General features: G+C 31.3%; 13 protein-coding genes. 2 read left to right on the top strand and 11 right to left on the bottom strand.

The genetic code is table 11. The annotated features are described in order from the left end of the window. Positions 1 to 291: 291 nt before the first annotated feature. The 9 genes from RWQ73_RS04890 to RWQ73_RS04850 form a co-directional block, all read right to left on the bottom strand. The gene (locus RWQ73_RS04890) at positions 292 to 2,031 is read right to left on the bottom strand and encodes an ABC transporter ATP-binding protein (RefSeq protein WP_314406980.1); all 1,740 of its coding nucleotides are present in this window, start codon (positions 2,029 to 2,031) and stop codon (positions 292 to 294) included. Then, positions 2,018 to 3,778 (bottom strand): ABC transporter transmembrane domain-containing protein, encoded by a 1,761-nt coding sequence (locus RWQ73_RS04885; RefSeq protein WP_314406979.1) that lies wholly within the window; start codon positions 3,776 to 3,778, stop codon positions 2,018 to 2,020. The genes RWQ73_RS04890 and RWQ73_RS04885 overlap by 14 nt, the downstream gene beginning before the upstream one ends. After that, positions 3,779 to 4,525 (bottom strand): NAD-dependent protein deacylase, encoded by a 747-nt coding sequence (locus RWQ73_RS04880; RefSeq protein WP_314406977.1) that lies wholly within the window; start codon positions 4,523 to 4,525, stop codon positions 3,779 to 3,781. It lies immediately after the preceding gene. Positions 4,526 to 4,604: 79 nt separating this feature from the next. Continuing rightward, positions 4,605 to 7,169 carry a preprotein translocase subunit SecA gene (secA, locus tag RWQ73_RS04875; RefSeq protein WP_314406975.1) on the bottom strand — a complete coding sequence of 855 codons (2,565 nt, stop codon included), beginning with the start codon at positions 7,167 to 7,169 and terminating at the stop codon, positions 4,605 to 4,607. A gap of 275 nt (positions 7,170 to 7,444) precedes the next feature. Next, positions 7,445 to 9,364 carry a nuclease-related domain-containing protein gene (locus RWQ73_RS04870; RefSeq protein ID WP_314406974.1) on the bottom strand — a complete coding sequence of 640 codons (1,920 nt, stop codon included), beginning with the start codon at positions 9,362 to 9,364 and terminating at the stop codon, positions 7,445 to 7,447. 17 nt (positions 9,365 to 9,381) lie between these two features. Then, positions 9,382 to 10,368 carry a WYL domain-containing protein gene (locus RWQ73_RS04865; protein ID WP_314406973.1) on the bottom strand — a complete coding sequence of 329 codons (987 nt, stop codon included), beginning with the start codon at positions 10,366 to 10,368 and terminating at the stop codon, positions 9,382 to 9,384. Positions 10,369 to 10,408: 40 nt separating this feature from the next. Then, on the bottom strand, positions 10,409 to 10,744 hold the full coding sequence (locus RWQ73_RS04860; RefSeq protein WP_314406971.1) for an HIRAN domain-containing protein: 336 nt from the start codon (positions 10,742 to 10,744) through the stop codon (positions 10,409 to 10,411). A 122-nt stretch (positions 10,745 to 10,866) separates the two neighbouring features. Further along, positions 10,867 to 13,599 carry an isoleucine--tRNA ligase gene (ileS, locus tag RWQ73_RS04855; protein WP_314406970.1) on the bottom strand — a complete coding sequence of 911 codons (2,733 nt, stop codon included), beginning with the start codon at positions 13,597 to 13,599 and terminating at the stop codon, positions 10,867 to 10,869. A gap of 393 nt (positions 13,600 to 13,992) precedes the next feature. Continuing rightward, a complete protein-coding gene (locus RWQ73_RS04850; RefSeq protein WP_314406968.1) occupies positions 13,993 to 14,637 on the bottom strand; it encodes a hypothetical protein in 645 nt (214 codons plus the stop codon). A gap of 179 nt (positions 14,638 to 14,816) precedes the next feature. Between RWQ73_RS04850 and RWQ73_RS04845 the strand changes: the two genes are divergently transcribed. Next, positions 14,817 to 15,866, top strand: a complete 1,050-nt coding sequence (locus RWQ73_RS04845) for a PTS sugar transporter subunit IIC (RefSeq protein WP_314406966.1) — start codon at positions 14,817 to 14,819, stop codon at positions 15,864 to 15,866. Between the two features lie 178 nt (positions 15,867 to 16,044). Continuing rightward, the gene (locus tag RWQ73_RS04840) at positions 16,045 to 16,866 is read left to right on the top strand and encodes a lipoate--protein ligase family protein (RefSeq protein WP_314406965.1); all 822 of its coding nucleotides are present in this window, start codon (positions 16,045 to 16,047) and stop codon (positions 16,864 to 16,866) included. A gap of 118 nt (positions 16,867 to 16,984) precedes the next feature. Here the strand turns inward: RWQ73_RS04840 and RWQ73_RS04835 are convergent, their stop codons facing one another. Next, positions 16,985 to 17,650 (bottom strand): glutamate racemase, encoded by a 666-nt coding sequence (locus tag RWQ73_RS04835; RefSeq protein WP_314406964.1) that lies wholly within the window; start codon positions 17,648 to 17,650, stop codon positions 16,985 to 16,987. A 246-nt stretch (positions 17,651 to 17,896) separates the two neighbouring features. Beyond that, a partial coding sequence (locus tag RWQ73_RS04830) for an AAA family ATPase (protein WP_314406962.1) occupies positions 17,897 to 19,372 on the bottom strand: 1,476 nt, incomplete at its 5' end.

Raw genomic sequence — 19,372 nt, 5'->3', positions numbered from 1 at the left:
TTCTTTTCAACATTGATATTCAATACATTAATTGTAACCTTTTTCAACTTGAAATTCAAGAAATATATATATATATATTAACACTAATTAAAAAGTATTTGTAGATTCTATATATCTCTGTTAATAAACAAATAAAAACAATAAAAGTTAACACTTTAAATTTACGTTAACCTTTATTGTATATAATTATATTTTTATTCTCATAAACTAAAACGAAAGCGACTCAAACATCGTTATTTCAGAGAAATTGATTTTTTGAGTCACTTCCGTTATTAATTACTTTTTATTTATTTATTTATTTATCATTCCGGCTTGAAGCTGATACATTTTATAATAATTACCTTTTCTAGCCAATAATTCTTCATGTGTACCCGATTCAATTATTTCACCTTTATCCAATACATAGATACAATTTGAATCTTGAATAGTAGAAAGTCTGTGTGCTATTGCTATAGTAGTTCTACCTTCTCTCATTTTTTTAAGCGAATTTTGAATTATATCCTCAGTTTCTGAGTCTATATTAGCCGTTGCTTCATCGAGAATAAGAATCTTCGGTTTACTAGCTATTGTTCTAGCAAATGTAAGAAGCTGTCTCTCCCCACAAGAAAATGTCGAACCTCTTTCTGTTACTATACTATCATATTTATCTTCAAGTTTATCAATAAAATTATGTGCATCAACAAACTTCGCTGCTTCTACGACATCTTCTCTTGTTAAATTTTCATTATACATTTTAATATTAGATTCTATCGTACCATGATATAAAAACGGATCTTGTAAAACTAGACCAGTACTACTTCTTAATTGCTTAGCACTATAATTTTTTATATCAACTCCATCTATAAGAATTTGTCCTCTATCAAAATCATAAAATCTTAAGAATAGATTCATTATTGATGATTTTCCAGAACCAGTAGCACCGACAAATGCTATACTTTCACCATTTTTTACACTAAACGAAATATTCTTAAGAACATCACGTTTGCCATCGTATGAAAAACTAACATTTTTAAACTCAATATCTCCATTCGAAATAACGAAATTTCCATCTTTTTGCTGTGGCTCATATTCATCATTATCAATTAATATAAACACTCGCCCCGCAGAAATTATAGATGTTTGAAGAATTGAGAAGTTTTGCATTAACTCTATTAACGGATTAAAAAGTTGATTCGTATATTGAATAAATGCATAAATTATCCCAGCTGTAAATCCAGCACTTTCAAAACTTAGACCAAAGTACATAACTATAACTCCATACGCTAATACTTTAAATAGCGCCATTGCAGGTCGCAGTAATAAACTATCAACTTTTAATGATTTAGTATAATAACGAAGATGCTCATTATTAACCTCACCGAATTCATTTATTAATCGCTGTTCCTGATTGAATGCTTGAATAATTTTCATACCTTCGATTGATTCAGATAACTTCGTATTCATCTCACTGATTTTTGCTCGTGAAATCTCCACAAGTTTACTAGATAACTTCTGGTACATATAAACCGAACCAATCATAACAGGTATGAATAAAATCATATAAATCGTCAGTTGCCAACTCAGAGCAATCATCGCAGAAAGTGTAACAATAAACATAAGAATAGTATTTAAGAAACTAGAGAAAATCGTCCCAAACATATCCGCAACCGCTTGAGTATCATTTGTTAATCTTGATACAACAGAACCTACAGGAGTTTTATCAAAATATGACATTCCTAATTTTTGCAAATTAGTAAAACTATCATTTCTCAAATCTCTTACTATACTATGTGCTACTCTTGCAAAGTAAAACTCTCCCAAGAATGTAAATACAACTCTAAGTATAAACAATCCAAAATAAATTATTAATATATATAAACCTGCTTTAGCTATATTTTTCGTTATAAAATTATCAATATAATATTGAGCTAAAAGAGGAATCGCTGTCGCTACAATAGAAGTCAATAATATAAATAATAATGCTAATACCGATAAACCTTTATATCTAAACATATAGCGCATTAATCTAAAAAATGTCTTACTTTTCGACATCTTCACTTCCTCCTTTCAAGCTTTCTTCCATTTGTTGGCTTTCATAAGTTTCTTTGTACCAACCATTATTAGCAATAAGTTTATCATGCGTACCTTTTTCAATAATCGTATCTTCACCTAAAACAATTATTAAATCAGCTTCCACAACCGCAGAAAGTCTATGAGCAGTAATTATATTAGTTTGACCACTACGTTGTTCTTTTAAATTCTCTAAAATGATGTGTTCTGTCTTAGCATCAACCGCAGATAAAGAATCATCAAGAATTAAAATCTCTGGATCAATTATTAAAGCACGACTCATTGCAAGACGTTGTTTTTGACCACCAGAAAGACTAACTCCTTTTTCTCCTACAATCGTATCGAATTTATCTGGCATAGCCATAATATCATCGTACAGCCCACAGATTTTCGTAATTTCTTCTACCTTCTTATCATCGATAAGTGGATTAGCAAAACGAATATTTTCTCTAATCGACATAGCGAATAGCACTTGATCTTGAGGAACATATCCTATAAGTTTTCTTAAATCACTCAAACTATATTCAGCAATATCTCTGTTATTAAGCATTATATTACCAGAATTAATGTTAAATTCCCTAAGCAACAATCTTAATAACGTAGTTTTACCTGTACCAGTAACACCTACAATTCCAAGTGTTTCTCCTTTTTCAATAGCGAACTTAATATCCCTTAAAACCGTCTTACCTTCTTCAAATTCGAAATTTTCGATATTATATTCTAGTATTCCATTTTCAGCTTTAACTTTACTGTCTAGGTTAGTATCTACTTCATTAACTTCAGCTAACAAACTCTCAATACGCTTATAAGATACTTCTCCACGTTGTGATATATTATATAACCAACCAATCGCCTGAAGCGGCCATACTAACATATCTAAATACGTTACAAAAGTAACCAATTCACCAACTGATAAATCACCATTAGAAATGAAAATCCCACCAAAAACAAGAGTTAGTGTATAAGATATTCCAACAAATATCAACACCATCGGATCAAATAATGAATTATACTTGGCTGCAATAACATTCTTTTCAAATACTCTATTATTAACTTCTCTAAAACTCTTAATCTCATCATTACTATAACCAAATGATTTAGTAACCTTTATCCCAGAGGCACTTTCTTGAACCTTATTATTTAAATCAGAAAAAGATTCTTGAGCCTCTTCAAAACTTTCATAGTTTTTATCTCCAATATAATTAGTAGCATAAGCTAAAAACGGCAATGGAATAATAGCTATTAGAGTCAACTTAAAATCAATTAAAAATATCATTGTAAACAATGTTACTAATGCTGTAATACTTGCATCAACCGCAGACATTACCCCTCCACCAGCAACCATAGCAACCGAATTTATATCATTTGTCGCATGTGCCATTAAATCACCAGTACGATATTTTTGAAAAAACGATGGAGACATCTTAGTAAAGTGTTCAAATAGTCTTGACCTTAAGATTCTTCCTAGATTATATGCTGCTCCAAAAATATAAACACGCCAAACATAACGGAGTGCATACATTGCAAGTGCTGCTATTACAAGATAGCTAACATTTAAGAACAACTGCCCATTAGTTAAATTCCCAGCTTCGATATTATCAATAACAGTTCCGATAACTTTTGGCGGAATCAAGTTGAAAATACTTACTAAGATAAGAGCAATTATCCCAATAGAATAACGCCTTTTTTCTAACTTCATAAACCAGCCTAGTTTTCTAAATAAATACATCTACACATCACCTTCTCTATCTTCTAATTTTGAGAAAACTTCTCCAATCTTATCATTAATAACCAGATTAGCCATATTGTCCTGAGGTGTTGAAGTTTTATTAATTACTACTAGATGTTTACCTCTAAAATAATGCAAAAGATTTGCTGCAGGATACACACTTAAAGAAGTACCGCCGATAATTAATACATCTGCCTTTTCGATAAAATTAATCGCAGCATTAAATACCGTCATATCCAATTCTTCTTCATACAAAGTAACGTACGGTTTAATTACTCCACCACATTTATCGCAGCTTGGTATTTCTTCATTTTTAGCTAAAAAATCTTCTAAATTATAAAATGACTTGCATTTCGTACAATAATTCGCATCAACACTTCCATGTAGTTTCAAGACATTTTTACTTCCTGCTTGTTCATGAAGTGTATCTATATTTTGTGTTATTACTGCTCTTAATTTTCCTTGTTCTTCTAATTTTGCTAAATAAAAGTGTGCTCTATTAGGTCTAGCTTCAGGATAGACCAAATGTTTCTTATAGAAATCAAAGAAATCTACAGGATACTTCACAAACATTGTTCTAGAAACGAGTTGCTCAGGTGTAAAATGACGATTTAATTTCACATTAAATACACCGTTAGCACTTCTAAAATCAGGTATATCCGATTCAGTAGAAACACCAGCACCACCAAAAAAGACAATATTGTCATTAGACTTTATTATTTCTCTTAGTTTTTCTATATTCTTCATAATACTACCTCCTAAAATATATATTATAAGCCATTAAAAGAAGGAAACCTATTTTCAAGTCTCCTTCTTTTCCTAACTATTAATTAGTCTCTTTATCTTTTTGAGCTTTTAACTCTTTAATACGTTGTTTACGTTCTTCTATACGAGCTTTTTTCTCTTCACGAGTTGCACTCTTAATTGGACCACGAGCAATATGTTCTTTATGATCATTAGTAATAAGGTTCGTAGGTTCTTGTTTCATCTCGATTTCTTCATGACGTTCTACTCTAATACGCATTAGGTTAGTAACAACCTCTACTTGAATATCATCAATCATGTATTCAAACATTTCATGTCCTTCAGTTTTATACTCACGAAGTGGATCGATTTGTCCATATGAACGTAGGAAAATCCCTTTTCTAAGTTGATCCATTTGGTCGATATGATCAGTCCATCTATCATCGATAGCATTAAGTAAGATATATTTTTCGAATGAATTCATAGTTTCATCACCTAGTAATTCACGTTTCTCAGCAAGTTCTAGGTTAATTCTGTGAATTACAAGCTCACGAATTTCATCATCACTCATTACATCAGCATACTCACTATCAGTAATAGGTTTTAGACCTAAGAATTTTTCATTAAGTGATTTAATAATTTCTTCTGTTTCTTCTTTTTCACTATGAACTTCAAGATTTTCAGTAATGTAAGCAATAGTTTTATCTACCGCATCCCCAATCATTTCTTGAATAATTTCAGTAACTACTTCATTTTCTAGTACTTCATTTCTTTCCGCATACATAATTTCACGTTGTTTACGTAATACGTCATCATATTGAAGTACTTGTTTACGAGAATCATAGTTGTTACCTTCAACACGTTTTTGAGCACTTTCAACAGATCTACTTACCATTCTACTTTCAAGTGGTGTATCATCATCTTTCCCCATGATTCTTTGTAATCTATCAGCACCGAAACGAACCATAAGCTCATCTTCAAGAGAAAGATAGAATCTACTGTAACCTGGATCTCCTTGACGTCCAGAACGACCACGTAGCTGATTATCAATACGACGTGATTCGTGACGCTCTGTACCAATAACAGCAAGTCCACCTAATTCACGAACACCTTCTCCAAGTTTAATATCTGTACCACGACCAGCCATGTTAGTCGCGATAGTTACTGAACCGCGTTGTCCAGCTTGTTTGATAATTTCAGCTTCACTTTCATTTTGTTTAGCATTAAGAACTTTATGAGGTACTCCATATCTATATAATAGTTTAGATACTAATTCACTCGTTTCGATAGAAACAGTCCCTAAAAGAACTGGTTGTCCTCTATCATAACATTCTTTTACTTCTTGAGCTACAGCATTAAATTTAGCTTCCATGTTAGAATAAATAAAGTCTGGAGCATCAATCCTTTGGATAGGTCTGTTTGTAGGAATTGTTGTAACAAACATGTTATAAATGTTTCTGAATTCTTCTTCCTCTGTTTTCCCAGTCCCTGTCATACCACTTAGTTTTTTATACATTCTAAAGAAGTTTTGGAATGTAATAGTTGCCATTGTTTTACTTTCTTTTTGAATTGGCACACCTTCTTTAGCTTCGATAGCTTGGTGTAATCCTTCAGAAAAACGACGTCCAGGCATAGTACGTCCTGTAAATTGGTCAACAATCAAAATTTCTCCATCTTCAGCAACAACATAGTCTACATCTAGTGACATAGTGTAGTTTGCTTTTAATGCTTGGTTAATATGGTGAGTTAAATCAACATTTTTTAAATCATAAAGATTTTTTAATCCGAAGTAACTTTCAGCTTTATCTATACCATTTTCAGAAAGTTGGATAGCCTTAGTTTTAATATCTAAAGTATAATCTCCATCACTTCCATCTTCTTCCTCTGCTTTTTTCAAAGTTTTAACAAATGCATTTGCAACTTGGTATAGTGAAGTTGATTCTTGTCCTTCACCAGAGATGATAAGAGGCGTACGTGCTTCATCAATAAGTACTGAGTCAACCTCATCGATTACAGCATAGTTTAATGGACGTTGAACACGGGCTTCAACCGTTTTTACCATGTTATCTCTTAAATAGTCAAATCCCAACTCATTATTTGTTGAGTATGTAATATCAGCGTTATAAGCCGCTCTTTTTTCTTCTGAGTTTAGAGAGTTTAAGTTAAGTCCTACAGAAAGTCCCATATAATTGTAGAAAACTCCCATTTCTTGAGCGTCACGTTGAGATAAGTATTCGTTAACTGTAACAACGTGCACACCTTCTCCTGCTAATGCATTTAAATAAACAGGCATTGTCGCAGTAAGTGTTTTACCTTCCCCAGTTCTCATCTCTGCGATATCCCCACGGTGTAGTGCAATACCACCCATAATTTGAACTTTATAAGGTTTCATACCTAATGAACGAAATGCTCCTTCACGAGCTGCAGCAAAAGCATCTACTAAAATTTTATCTAGTATATCAGCTGTTGATTTTCCTTTTTCTCTTTGTTCTTCAATATAAGCTTTAAATTCTTCAGTTTTATCTTGTAATTGTTCATCGCTAAGATTTGAATACTCTTCATCTTTAGCTAATACTTTTTCCGCTAATTTCGCTAAGTTTTTTACTTCTCTTTTGTTAGCATCAAATATTTTTCCTAAAATAGCCATTAACATTTTCCTTCCGACATATTTTCTTATTAATGATTTTATAATCTTATTATAATTATCTTATAATTCATCTCCTTATTATATCATCCATTTCTCTTTAAAGCAACCACTATAACATGATTTTAAGTTGATATTAAGTACACTCTCCATATTCAAAAATATACTAAATGAATTTACAAATTTTTAAAATTTATAATAGGAAAAATAAGAGCGACATAAAACGTTTTTCATAAAAATTTTGTTTTATATCGCATCTTATTTTTATTTCATACTATTTAACTCATCACTGGCTTAATATTATTAATCATCGATAGCAAATCACCTGATATTTTATGGAAAAATACACTATTACTAACCAACAATTTAGATAACTGTGCAACAGTTGTCGGCATCTTTTCTAATACCTCATCTTTCATCATTTCCGTCATTAAAGACGCAGTAGTTACACCAAGCTTTTCTGATTTTCTTATCAAGTATTTCTCCAATATTTCTCCAAATTCATCACGTGAAATTTTAGATCCATCATTATTTTCCTTTATACTTTTCGTTGAATTTCTTTCAGCTATTTTCTCCAATGCTTTTTTCTCATTTATGTTCTTTTCTAATTGCATTCTAAGTTCAAACTCATCCCACTTCTTAGAATTTTCTTCAACATAGTCACTATTTTTCAAAATAGGGTCCAAAAGTTTATTTTTAATTTTTTCTATTTCTTCTTTACTGTAGATTTCTTCTAGATCTTCTTCTTTTTCTCTAATCAAACTATTTAAACGATCTAAATTAATTACATCAATACCTCTTAAAATATTTTCATCTTCGATTTCTATTCCAGTCTCCTCGTTCGCATAAACAATTATAGGATGAATATTTTTTATATCCACATCAAAATCTAATTGCTCCAAAATCATTTTTTGTCTTTCTATTTGATTTAATACGCTAAAAATTCGATTCTTTTTCCCTTCTTTAACAAGGTAGAAACTTCCAGTAGAATCAATTTTCAAGTTAGCTCCGTTGTTTTTACACTCAATCAAATACATAGACTTTTTAGTTATAATTAGAAAATCAATCTGGCAATGAAATTCTCCAATATTAATCGAAATATCTTTAATAATATTCATAGGATAAAAACTATATTTTAATTCATCCAGTACTTTACTCTCACCAAGTTCACCGATTTTAAATAGTAATATTTGATAATTAATAGCATTATTCTTCAAAGCAGAACTTTCAGTTTTTTGTTTATTCATAAGATTTTTAATGTTATTATTTAGTGTATCATTAGCTTTAAAAACAACTATTTTCTCACCATTCGGTAAATTTACATACTCTGTTTTCTTACTATTAATAATTTCATCAATTTCTTTTAACGTATCATCTATAACATCATCTTTTTCAACATCTATACTTGAAACAGTTTGCTCAGAATCTTCATTTATAGTTACATCTTCTCCAATAACATCTCCTTCATCACAAACTACTCCGATATCTTTACTAATTTTAATATTTTTTAGAAAAATACCTTCACTTTTCAGTTGTTCATTTGACATATCCTTGTAAAAAGGTCCTTTAATCTCAAAACTACAACAATGTTTACAAAAACGATAATCAGCCCAAACAAACTCCACCCAATCTAAAGATGGCTTATCATTCGATTTTTTTAATGTTCTGCAAGAAGAGTCGTGAATCAAGCCACTATCCATCTTACAAAAAGTGCTAATTTCACTTTTATGTTCAAAATAAACTAAAAGTCTCTCAAAAATTTGATAAAAAATATCTACTGCATATCTAGGAACACCAAGTTTAAACTTATCATATTTGATTTCTAACAGTTTCAATACATTTTTTAACGTATAATTAACTGGATTATTAGCATTTGTTAATCCTACCTTAATTATCTTAGCTTGAATATATTCAAATTTATAATAACTTAGAAAAGGAAAATATTTCTCTATTAATTCCCTTTTTTCTTTATACCAAACAAAAATTTTCACATCAACATTCAATGGTAAATTGTTAAAATAATTTTCTAATGTATTCTCTAAATCAAATAAATATTCACCTGAATCTATTTTCTGATGAAAATCTACATCATCAATAACTTCAAATCTATAAGTTACATTTATCCTTTTTACTGAAACTGATAAAACATTAGCAACTTTAGTTTCTATAATATCCAATAAAACTATATTTTTATCCATTTTTTCAACCTTCTCATTTATTTATATTTATTCAACAACACCTCTACTTCCCTCACATATAAGTCTCGAACATTTTGAGGTGCTAATATTTCAATATCACTACCTAAAGAGAAAATCCAACCTAAGAAATGACTACTACACATTACTTCAACAGAAGTTTTATATACATTATCTTTTTTGTGAATAATAATATCTTTACCGAATCTATCGACGATTGCTCCTATTAATGACTCCTTAAATTCCAAAGTCACTTTTTCTAAGACTCCTCCATACATACCGAATATTTTTTTAGAATAACTCGATATATCTTCTTTTTGGAATTGAGCATGTCCTACTCTATCATCATCAGTAATAGCAACACTACGCATTTTATCAACACGATAATTCTTTATTAAACTCGTCTTGTTATCATAAGCAACCATATAATAATTTTCATCATTCCATACTAAGGCGAATGGGCTAACGTTATAAACTTCACCATTTTTCCTATCAACCATTTGTTTTTTATAATTCCACTGCCAATAATTGAAATTAATTTGCTTATTTTCTGCAATTGCATTATGAATCGCATCAACATTATAATAAATATTCTCGTTTATATACTTATTTTCTTCGAAAGAATATACCTGCCTTTGAATTTTTTGTGCCTGTTGTTTACTCGCTAATTTCTTCAACTTTAGAATTAAATCTCTTGATTTTTTTGCAGTTAAGAACTTACTAGCCTGAATAACATCAATCAGCATTTTCACCTCAGCGAGCTCAAACTCTCTTTCTACTAAAGCATAAGTATTTTCACGACCATTTTTTTCAACTACAATATTGAATCCATAATCTTGTAATAATTCTATATCTTTGTATAAAGTTTTTCTCTCTACAACTATTTCATTTTTTAAAAGTAAATTTGTTAACTCTTTAACACTTAAATAAGTATTTTCATCACTGTAATCTCTTAATATTTCTAATAAATACAATAACTTTAATTTTTGATATCTTCCTTTTTCCATAAAAATTGCTCCTTATATACACTTATGTATATAATAACAACTATTTACGATTTTTTCTATCATTTTTAAAATTATTTTCTTCTCTTTTTAATACTTCTGCAATTACAGATCCACCAGTAACAAAACATACTCTTACAAAGAACTTATCTCCCACTTTATCATAAATTCTTCCTGCACTTTTTGTTCCCTTCGCTACAGTACGACTAGAATTAGCTACGTATCCAACTTTACCAAAAGTTTTCGCCATAACTTTTATAGCTTCTTCATCATAATCGTTATCAAACTCTTTTTCACAGCTTATAACATCTCCTACTTTAAACACTTTATTTCCAAAATAATATTCCATTCCTGTAATTGTAATATAGTCTTTTTCCATTTTAAATCACCTCTTCATTTGATGATTTAATTATATCAATCTATCTGTCCATTTTTTTGGACTATATAAAAAATAGAACTTAGATTAAAATTTAACCTAAGTTCTATAGATAAGTTATTCTATTATTTGTTTAAGATGCTAGCACAACGTGGACATAGTCCTTCTTCGTTCACTTCATCAACGATGTTCCAACAACGTTCACAACGGTGCCCTTCTGCTTTAGTTACTTTTACAGTAGCAAGATCATAAGTTACACCATCATTTTCTTTAACAGCTACTTTACTTACGATAAAGAATTGGTTTAAGTTAGCTACAGAGTTTAGTAACTCAACAACTTCTGCATCGTTACTGTATACTTCAACAGCTGCTTCTAAAGATTTACCAATAACTTTTTCATTACGGCTTTCTTCTAATGCTTTGTTTACATCATCACGAACTTCTAAAAGTTTATCCCATTTAGCTTCTAATGCTGCATCATCGATTAAGTTCTTAACTGGGAAGTCAGTTAAGTGAACTGATTCAGCATCTTCATATGGCATATTGTCATATACTTCTTCTGCAGTGAATGAAAGAATAGGTGCGAATAATCTAACAGATTTACTTAATACTGTGTAAAGAACTGTTAACATACTTTGACGTTTGTGAGAATCTTCACCTTCGATGTAAAGAATATCTTTACCGTAGTCAAGGTAGAATGAAGATAATTCAACGTTAAAGAAGTTAATTAATTCAGTAGTAATACTGTTGAATTGATAGTTTTCGTAGTAATCTAATACTTTCGCAACAACTTTTTCAAACTTAAGAACCATATATTTATCTAATTCTTCAAGGTCCTCATATGCAAGAAGATCTGTTTTGTTGTTAAAGCTTCCGTTATATAAGTTTCCTAGTAAGAAACGGAAAGTATTTCTGATTTTTCTATATGTTTCAGAAACTTGTTTTAAGATGTCTTTAGAGATACGTACGTCTTGAGTATAGTCAACACTTGCAGACCATAGACGGATAATCTCAGCACCTAGTTCTTTACCAACATCATTAGGAGAAATAACGTTACCTAATGATTTACTCATCTTGTTACCATTACCATCCATAACGAATCCAGCAGATACTAACTCTTTATATGGAGCTACTCCTGATACTGCTACAGAAGTGATAAGTGAAGAGTTGAACCATCCACGGTATTGGTCGCTTCCTTCTAGGTATAAGTCAGCTGGGTAAGTTAACTCTTTACGAATTGCACAACATCCTTGGTGAGATGTTCCAGAGTCGAACCATACGTCCATGATGTCCATTTCTTTAGTGAATTCACCATTTGGACTTCCTGGGTGAGTATATCCTTCTGGTAATAATTCTTTAGCTTCTTTGTAGAACCAAACTGTTGATCCTTCTTCTTCGAAGATTTTCGCTACGTGTTCGATTAAGTCGATATCAAGGATAGCTTCACCATTTTCAGCATAGAATACAGGAATTGGCACACCCCAAACACGTTGACGACTGATTACCCAGTCACCACGATCACGGATCATGTTATATAATCTTGGTTTACCCCATTCACTGTAGAATTTAGTGTTATCTACAGCTTCTAATAATTCTGTACGGAATGCATCTACAGAACAGAACCATTGAGGCGTAGCTCTGAAGATAATTGGTTTTTTACTTCTCCAGTCATGTGGATATGAGTGGGTAATATCTTCTTGTTTTAATAATGCTCCAGTTTCAGCTAAGTGAGCGATAATGTCTTTGTTCGCGTCAAACACGAATTTACCAGCGAATTGCCCCGCTTCTTCTGTAAGAACACCTTGGTTATCAACTGGTGATAATACTCCAAGTTTATATTGTAATTGACCAACAAGATAGTCATCAACCCCGTGTCCAGGAGCCGTATGTACTAAACCAGTCCCTGAATCAAGTGTTACATAATCAGCTAAGATTAATGTAGATGTTCTGTCTAAGAATGGGTGTTGACATAGTAAGTATTCTAAATCTTTACCTACTAATACTTCACCAGTTTCGTAGTTTTCCCAACCGAATTTTTCAGTTAAGAATGCAACTCTTTCTTTAGCTACTAAGTAACTTTCTCCATTGTACTTAACTACTTGGTATTCAAAATCTGGGTGAACAGCGATACCTAAGTTAGCAGGTAAAGTCCAAGGAGTAGTTGTCCAGATTACAAATTTAGTTCCTTTTTCTACTACACCATTTTCACTAACTAGGTCGAATGCAACATAGATAGATGGTGAAGTATGATCATGGTACTCGATTTCAGCTTCCGCTAAAGCAGATTCTGAAGATGGTGACCAGTAGATAGGTTTTAATCCTTTGTAGATATAACCTTTGTCTACCATTTTACCAAATACACGAATTTGTTCAGCTTCAAATTTTGGATCAAGTGTAACGTATGGGTTTTCCCAGTCACCAAGAACCCCAAGTTTTTTGAAGTCAGCACGTTGTTTATCAACTTGTTTTAAAGCATAGTCTTTACATTTATTTCTGAATTTATTAGCTGGCATAGATTTTCTATCAACACCATTGTTTACTAACACTTGTTCGATTGGAAGACCGTGGGTATCCCAACCAGGAACAAAAGGTGAAACAAAACCGTTCATGTTTTTATATTTAACGATAAAGTCTTTTAAAATTTTGTTTAATGCGTGCCCAATGTGGATGTTACCATTCGCATATGGAGGTCCATCGTGAAGTACGTATGATGGTTTCCCAGCATTTTTTTCTAAAATTTTATTGTATAAATCCATTTCTTCCCAACGTTTTAGGAATTCAGGTTCTTTATTTGGAAGATTTCCACGCATTGGAAACTTCGTATTTGGCATTAATAATGTATCTTTTAATTCTACCATTTTTTCTCCTTTCAAAATAAAAAGCTCTTAGTAAAAGTTATAGAGGGCGAAATGTATCCACGGTACCACCTCTTTTAACTCTTACTAAGAGCGCTTGTTTGTTCTATTAAAATAATTACACAATAAAGTGATAACTTCCATGCTTCTATAAAACTTTCCACCAACCAGTTTCTCTCTAAAAACTCCACATAGTCGTCTTGTCTTTATTTACGATATGTTTATTATATTACATAAACAACAAACTTTCAAGTATTTTATGTGAATTTAATTTTAAATTATCTGAAAACATAAGTAAAATATAAAAAAAGACTTTGAAAACAAAGCGAATCCTAAGGATTTACAAACTATCACAATCTCCTTAAATTTAACTTGTATTCAAAATCTTAATTTTTACTATGTTCTACGATATGATTTTAGTGCTTCTGATGTATATTCCAAAATTTGTTTTTGTGTTAGAGATGCAGTGACATTAATGTTTCCACCAGAAACATCCACTCCATCAACATTTACTGGTAAAGATAATGATTTTATAGATACAATATTACCTTTAACACCCACTCCAGTTCCAGTCAATGCTTCTTTAAGATATTTTTCCAAAGCAAAATCAGGAATAGGTACCTTACCAATTTTAGCATCTTCTAGCACTAAATCTACACTATTATTTGCACCAACAACTCTAATATTGGCATTAATAATACTATCCCAAAGACCAAGCTTAACTGGAAGTTTCGCCTCGATATGATTACCTACAAGCTTATAACTTCCTTGAAGCAACTCTGAGTCCTTTTCCACCGAGCTTTTTAAAATCGATAAAAAAGTATCATTATCAAGTTTTAGAGAAGTCGATAATTTCGAATTTGAAAAAGAAACATTCGAAATAAAATTTTTATTTAAATCCGCCACACTAGTCGTTGCTTGAACATTTGATAATTTCTCTGTATTTTTTATAGTTTCACTTGGTGTCAATGCATATGTTAGACCACCGCCAAATAGCGCTAATACTATTAATAACGATAGTAGACTTCTTAGTATTCTCATTTTAAATCTCCTTTTTTACATTCTTCCTCTTATAATTATTATACACTATATAGTGAAAAGTTAAAATTAAGTTAAACTACAAAATAAAACTAGTAAATTTTAATGTACAAAATATATATTTTACGTTATAATAATTAGTAACCTTTTTAGGTTACGAATACATAAAGGAGATGATGTATATGAAAGAAAAAATTTCTATTAAGAATTTTACTATGAACGTCCTTAACGGTATCGCCCTAGGAACAGTTCTATGTTTAGTACCAAGTGCATTACTTGGTGAACTACTTAAATATATAGGTAAGGTTCATCCTTCACTTGCGTTCTTATCATTATCAATAACTATTTCTAATGCTATGATTGGATTAGCTTCAGGTATTATTATTGGATTATTCTTTAAATTTACACCTGTTCAAAGTGTATCTATTGGGTTAGCTACTCTATTTGCGAGTGGTTCAATTATCCCTACTCCAGACAAAACAGGTCTTATGTTAAAAGGTTCTGGAGATATCGTAACAATGATCTTTACTGCAGCATTAGCAACATTATTCATCCTACTAATTGGAGACAAAGCTAAAAACTATGCTGTAATCATCTTACCTCCATTAACACTTGTAATTATCGGAGGTATTGGTAGATATACTCTTCCATTCTTCTCAGGAGTAACTAAACTTTTAGGAGATGGAATTAAACATTTACTTACATTACAACCTATCATTCTTACTATTCTTATCGCGGTTATTTTTGCGTGTCTTGTAGTTTCTCCAATTACATCAGTTGGGGTTGCACTAGCAATTAATATCGACGGAATAGCTTCAGGAGCTGCAAACCTTGGAATCTGTGCATGTGGATTCACACTTGCAATAGCAGGATGGGCTGTAAACTCTAAAGGTGTTTGCTTCGCACACTTTATCGGATCTCCAAAAATCTCGATGGCAAATATTTTTGCTAAACCGAAGATTATGCTACCTGTTCTGTGTAGCGCTGCTGTTTCAGGAGTATTTGCTTCAATACTAAACATTAAAGGAACAGCAATGAGTGCAGGATTCGGATTCAGCGGTCTAGTTGGTCCACTAGCACACCTTGCGACTACTGATGGAAGTGCTTTAGAAATATTAAAAGCAGCAATCGTCTTCGTAGTAATTCCTGTAGTTTCTGGTTTCTTCTTCGTAAAACTATTTACAAAAATAATACCAATTATTAAACCAGAAGATTACAAACTTAACTTATAATATAATATACACAGATGTGACTCGACAAAATTTTTTTTCTAAAATCACGATGTTCGAGTCACTTTTTTTATAATATATAATTCATTAAAACCTTGCATAAATTAGTCGCATAACTTATAATTATAAAGTATTAATTTTTAAGATTATAAAATATTATCGACATGTTAAAGGAGTAGCTATGCTAGATCTTATTCGAAATAAAAAATTCAATGTTTATAAAACATTAAATATAGTAAATCCTCTTATACCTATTGCTACTGATGAAATGTTTTTACGTACAGTATCTGGTAACGATGACTGTATACTACACATGTACACATTGCCGAACTCAGCAATAATCGGAGCACCAGATACGCGTGTTCCATTTTTCGATGAAGCATTATTCGCTTTCTACAGAAATAATATTATTCCAGCTGTTAGGAACATCGGAGGACTAGGAATAATTTCAGATAAAGGTATATTAAATTTATCAATCATTATGAATAAACCAAAAGAAAACTTTTCAATTAATGAAGGTTATGAGCTAATGACAGAATTTATCAAAGCAGTTTTCCCAGAAGGTGCTAACAAAATCGAAGCTATTGAAATAACTAACTCGTACTGTCCTGGTGATTATGACCTAAGCATAAATGGAAAAAAATTCGCTGGAATCGCTCAAAGAAAAATTAAAGATTCAGTAGTTGTTTCTATATATATTAGTGTCTTTGGAGATCAACAAAAACGTGCAAACATAATGCGTGAATTTTATGATATTGGAATTAAAAATCAACAGATAAATTACAAATATCCAAAAATCGACCCGAACTGTATGGAAACATTAGAAAAACTTCTTCATAAGGAGTTTACTCTAGAGGATGTATATGAAAGAGTTGAAAAAGTACTTTATTCACTAGACTGTGAACAAGTTGAAGGAGAATACACAGAAGAAATGATTGAAGAATACAACAGTATCTTTGAACAGGCAAAAGAAAGAAATGAAAGTTACTTAGAAGGGAAATAGAGTTACCACGTAACACAAACAGAAATACATAAAATAACAAAAGAGCTAGTCAGAATCAAATTCTAACTAGCTTTATTGTTGTTATTATCTTATTAATCTATTAGTTTTTATATTCGACTTAATCAATCAATTTACTTCTATCATTTTTTAAACTCTCTATCATAAATACGCCGACATCAATAATAGGAAGTTTAGTAATTTTTTCAAGTTCTTTTTTTATATAAGGAAAATGTGTACATCCAAGGACAACAGCTTCTACATTAGTTAATTCGAAATAATTAAACAATGTCTTGAAGTTAAAATCTTCCACTATCTGTTCTGGTTTATTCCCCTCCTCAATTGCCTTAACAAGCTCCAACATCGATAATCCTAATACACTTAGACGCGGATTCGATACATAAAGATTGTTCTCAACGCCCGTAAGACCATGAGAGTTCGCCGCCATTACAGCAAGATACTTATACTCAAGACCAAGATTTCTATACATTTGCATAGGAGTGATAATAGAAATGTTCATTTTTTCTGCTAATCTATCAAAATCTACTACCGAACTAAGTGAGTTACAATACACAAAAATAGCATCGCAATCTTTCTCCTTTAGTTCTTCAATAATTTTCACAATAATATTTTCACGTTCTTCATCTTCTAAAGCTTGAAACGTTGTTTGTTCTACTGGATTATTAGAAATTGGCACTAAAACAACATCTTCATAACCATATGAATTCAATAACTCTGCACCTAATTTCGAATCAATTGGTGTTCCAGCCATAACCGCTATTTTCATTCAAATTCCTCCTACACAAATATTTTGTTCGTCTATTTATTTATTTTATCATTATACTACAAATTTCGTTTATACAAAAGATAATAATTACCACACTTTAATCTTTTAAAATTCATATAACCTTATACAAAAAAGCCCCCAGGATTTCTCCTGAGGTCTATAGTTATTTGGGAACGACTCAACAATCCCGATTTCAGATAAATCGAATTTATTGAGTCATCTACTTTATGGGGCTAAATCAATATTTTATTTAATATCAATTTTTAATTCATCATCTACATAGTCTAAGTGAATTTCCATTCCATCTTCGATACCATGACGGATTAATTCAACTGAAAGTTTGTTTTCGATTTGACTTTGGATGAATCGTTTAAGCGGACGAGCACCGAATTTCATATCGAATCCAGCAGTTGCTACCCAACTAGAAATATTATCAGCATATGTTAAAGTAATATTTCTGTTAGCGATACGTGCAACAAGTTCGTTAAGAAGTTTATTAGCGATACCTTTAATATTATCTTGTGTTAATGGTTTGAAGATAATTATATCATCCATACGGTTTAGAATTTCTGGTTTGAAGTATCCGTAAAGTTGGTTAGTAACATTTTTACGAGTTTGTTCAGAAATTACACCGTCTTTAACTTCTTCTAATAGTTCTAGTGATCCGATATTAGAAGTCATGATAATAATTGTGTTTTTGAAATCTACTACGACACCTTTAGAATCAGTAAGTGTACCTTCATCAAGAAGTTGAAGTAAGATATTGAACACATCTGGGTGAGCTTTTTCAATTTCGTCCATTAAGATAATACTGTAAGGATTACGTCTTACACTTTCAGTAAGTTGACCACCTTCTTCATATCCGATGTATCCTGGAGGGGCTCCGATTAAACGGCTAACTGAGTGTTTTTCCATGTATTCACTCATGTCGATACGCACGATATTACGTTCATCATCGAATAGGTTAAGAGCTAATGCTTTAGCAAGTTCAGTTTTACCTACCCCAGTAGGACCTAAGAATAGGAAGCTACCAATCGGTCTGTTAGGATCTGCGATACCAGCACGAGAACGTAAGATTGCGTTAGTTACACTCTCTACAGCTTCATCTTGTCCTATTACTTTCTCATGAATTGTATCAGCTAGATGCAATAATTTTTCTTTCTCAGTTTCTACTAGACGAGTTACAGGAATACCAGTCATTTGACTGACGATAAATCCAATCTCATCTTCAGTAACTTCTTGTTTTAGAAGTTTGTACTCTTCGTGTTTAGATTTTTCTTCCAATTCTTCTAATTCTTGTATTAATTTTGGTAAAGTAGAATATTGTAACTCAGAAGCTTTTTCTAAATCATAGCTATTTTGAGCTTGTTCTAACTCTAATTTAACTCTGTCGATTTTTTCACGAAGATTTTTAACAGCTGATAATTTTTCTTTTTCACTATCAACTTGTAATTGAAGTTTGTTTTGTTCTTCTTTTAGGTTAGCCAACTCTTCTTTTAAGTTTTCTAAACGTCTTTTAGATACATCATCATCTTCACCACTTAAGGCTTTTTCTTCTATCTCAAGTTGCATAACTTTACGATTAATTGTATCTAATTCAGCTGGGTTAGAAGAGTTTTCAGTTTTAATAGTAGCACAAGCTTGGTCAATTAAATCGATAGCTTTGTCCGGTAAGAATCTATCAGTAATATATCTGTTAGACAATTCAGCAGCTTCTACAAT

Source organism: uncultured Gemella sp., from assembly GCF_963525875.1.
In the GTDB taxonomy this organism is placed as follows: domain Bacteria; phylum Bacillota; class Bacilli; order Staphylococcales; family Gemellaceae; genus Gemella.
The sequence above is the reverse complement of the archived record's forward strand: the minus strand, read 5'-3'. Positions and strand labels throughout refer to the sequence as shown.

Bases quoted from the DNA above. Each gene is read 5' to 3' on its own strand.
- RWQ73_RS04890 (WP_314406980.1), bottom strand. From the start codon at position 2,031: ATGTCGAAAAGTAAGACATTTTTTAGATTAATGCGCTATATGTTTAGA.
- RWQ73_RS04885 (WP_314406979.1), bottom strand. From the start codon at position 3,778: ATGTATTTATTTAGAAAACTAGGCTGGTTTATGAAGTTAGAAAAAAGG.
- RWQ73_RS04880 (WP_314406977.1), bottom strand. From the start codon at position 4,525: ATGAAGAATATAGAAAAACTAAGAGAAATAATAAAGTCTAATGACAAT.
- secA (WP_314406975.1), bottom strand. From the start codon at position 7,169: ATGGCTATTTTAGGAAAAATATTTGATGCTAACAAAAGAGAAGTAAAA.
- RWQ73_RS04870 (WP_314406974.1), bottom strand. From the start codon at position 9,364: ATGGATAAAAATATAGTTTTATTGGATATTATAGAAACTAAAGTTGCT.
- RWQ73_RS04865 (WP_314406973.1), bottom strand. From the start codon at position 10,368: ATGGAAAAAGGAAGATATCAAAAATTAAAGTTATTGTATTTATTAGAA.
- RWQ73_RS04860 (WP_314406971.1), bottom strand. From the start codon at position 10,744: ATGGAAAAAGACTATATTACAATTACAGGAATGGAATATTATTTTGGA.
- ileS (WP_314406970.1), bottom strand. From the start codon at position 13,599: ATGGTAGAATTAAAAGATACATTATTAATGCCAAATACGAAGTTTCCA.
- RWQ73_RS04850 (WP_314406968.1), bottom strand. From the start codon at position 14,637: ATGAGAATACTAAGAAGTCTACTATCGTTATTAATAGTATTAGCGCTA.
- RWQ73_RS04845 (WP_314406966.1), top strand. From the start codon at position 14,817: ATGAAAGAAAAAATTTCTATTAAGAATTTTACTATGAACGTCCTTAAC.
- RWQ73_RS04840 (WP_314406965.1), top strand. From the start codon at position 16,045: ATGCTAGATCTTATTCGAAATAAAAAATTCAATGTTTATAAAACATTA.
- RWQ73_RS04835 (WP_314406964.1), bottom strand. From the start codon at position 17,650: ATGAAAATAGCGGTTATGGCTGGAACACCAATTGATTCGAAATTAGGT.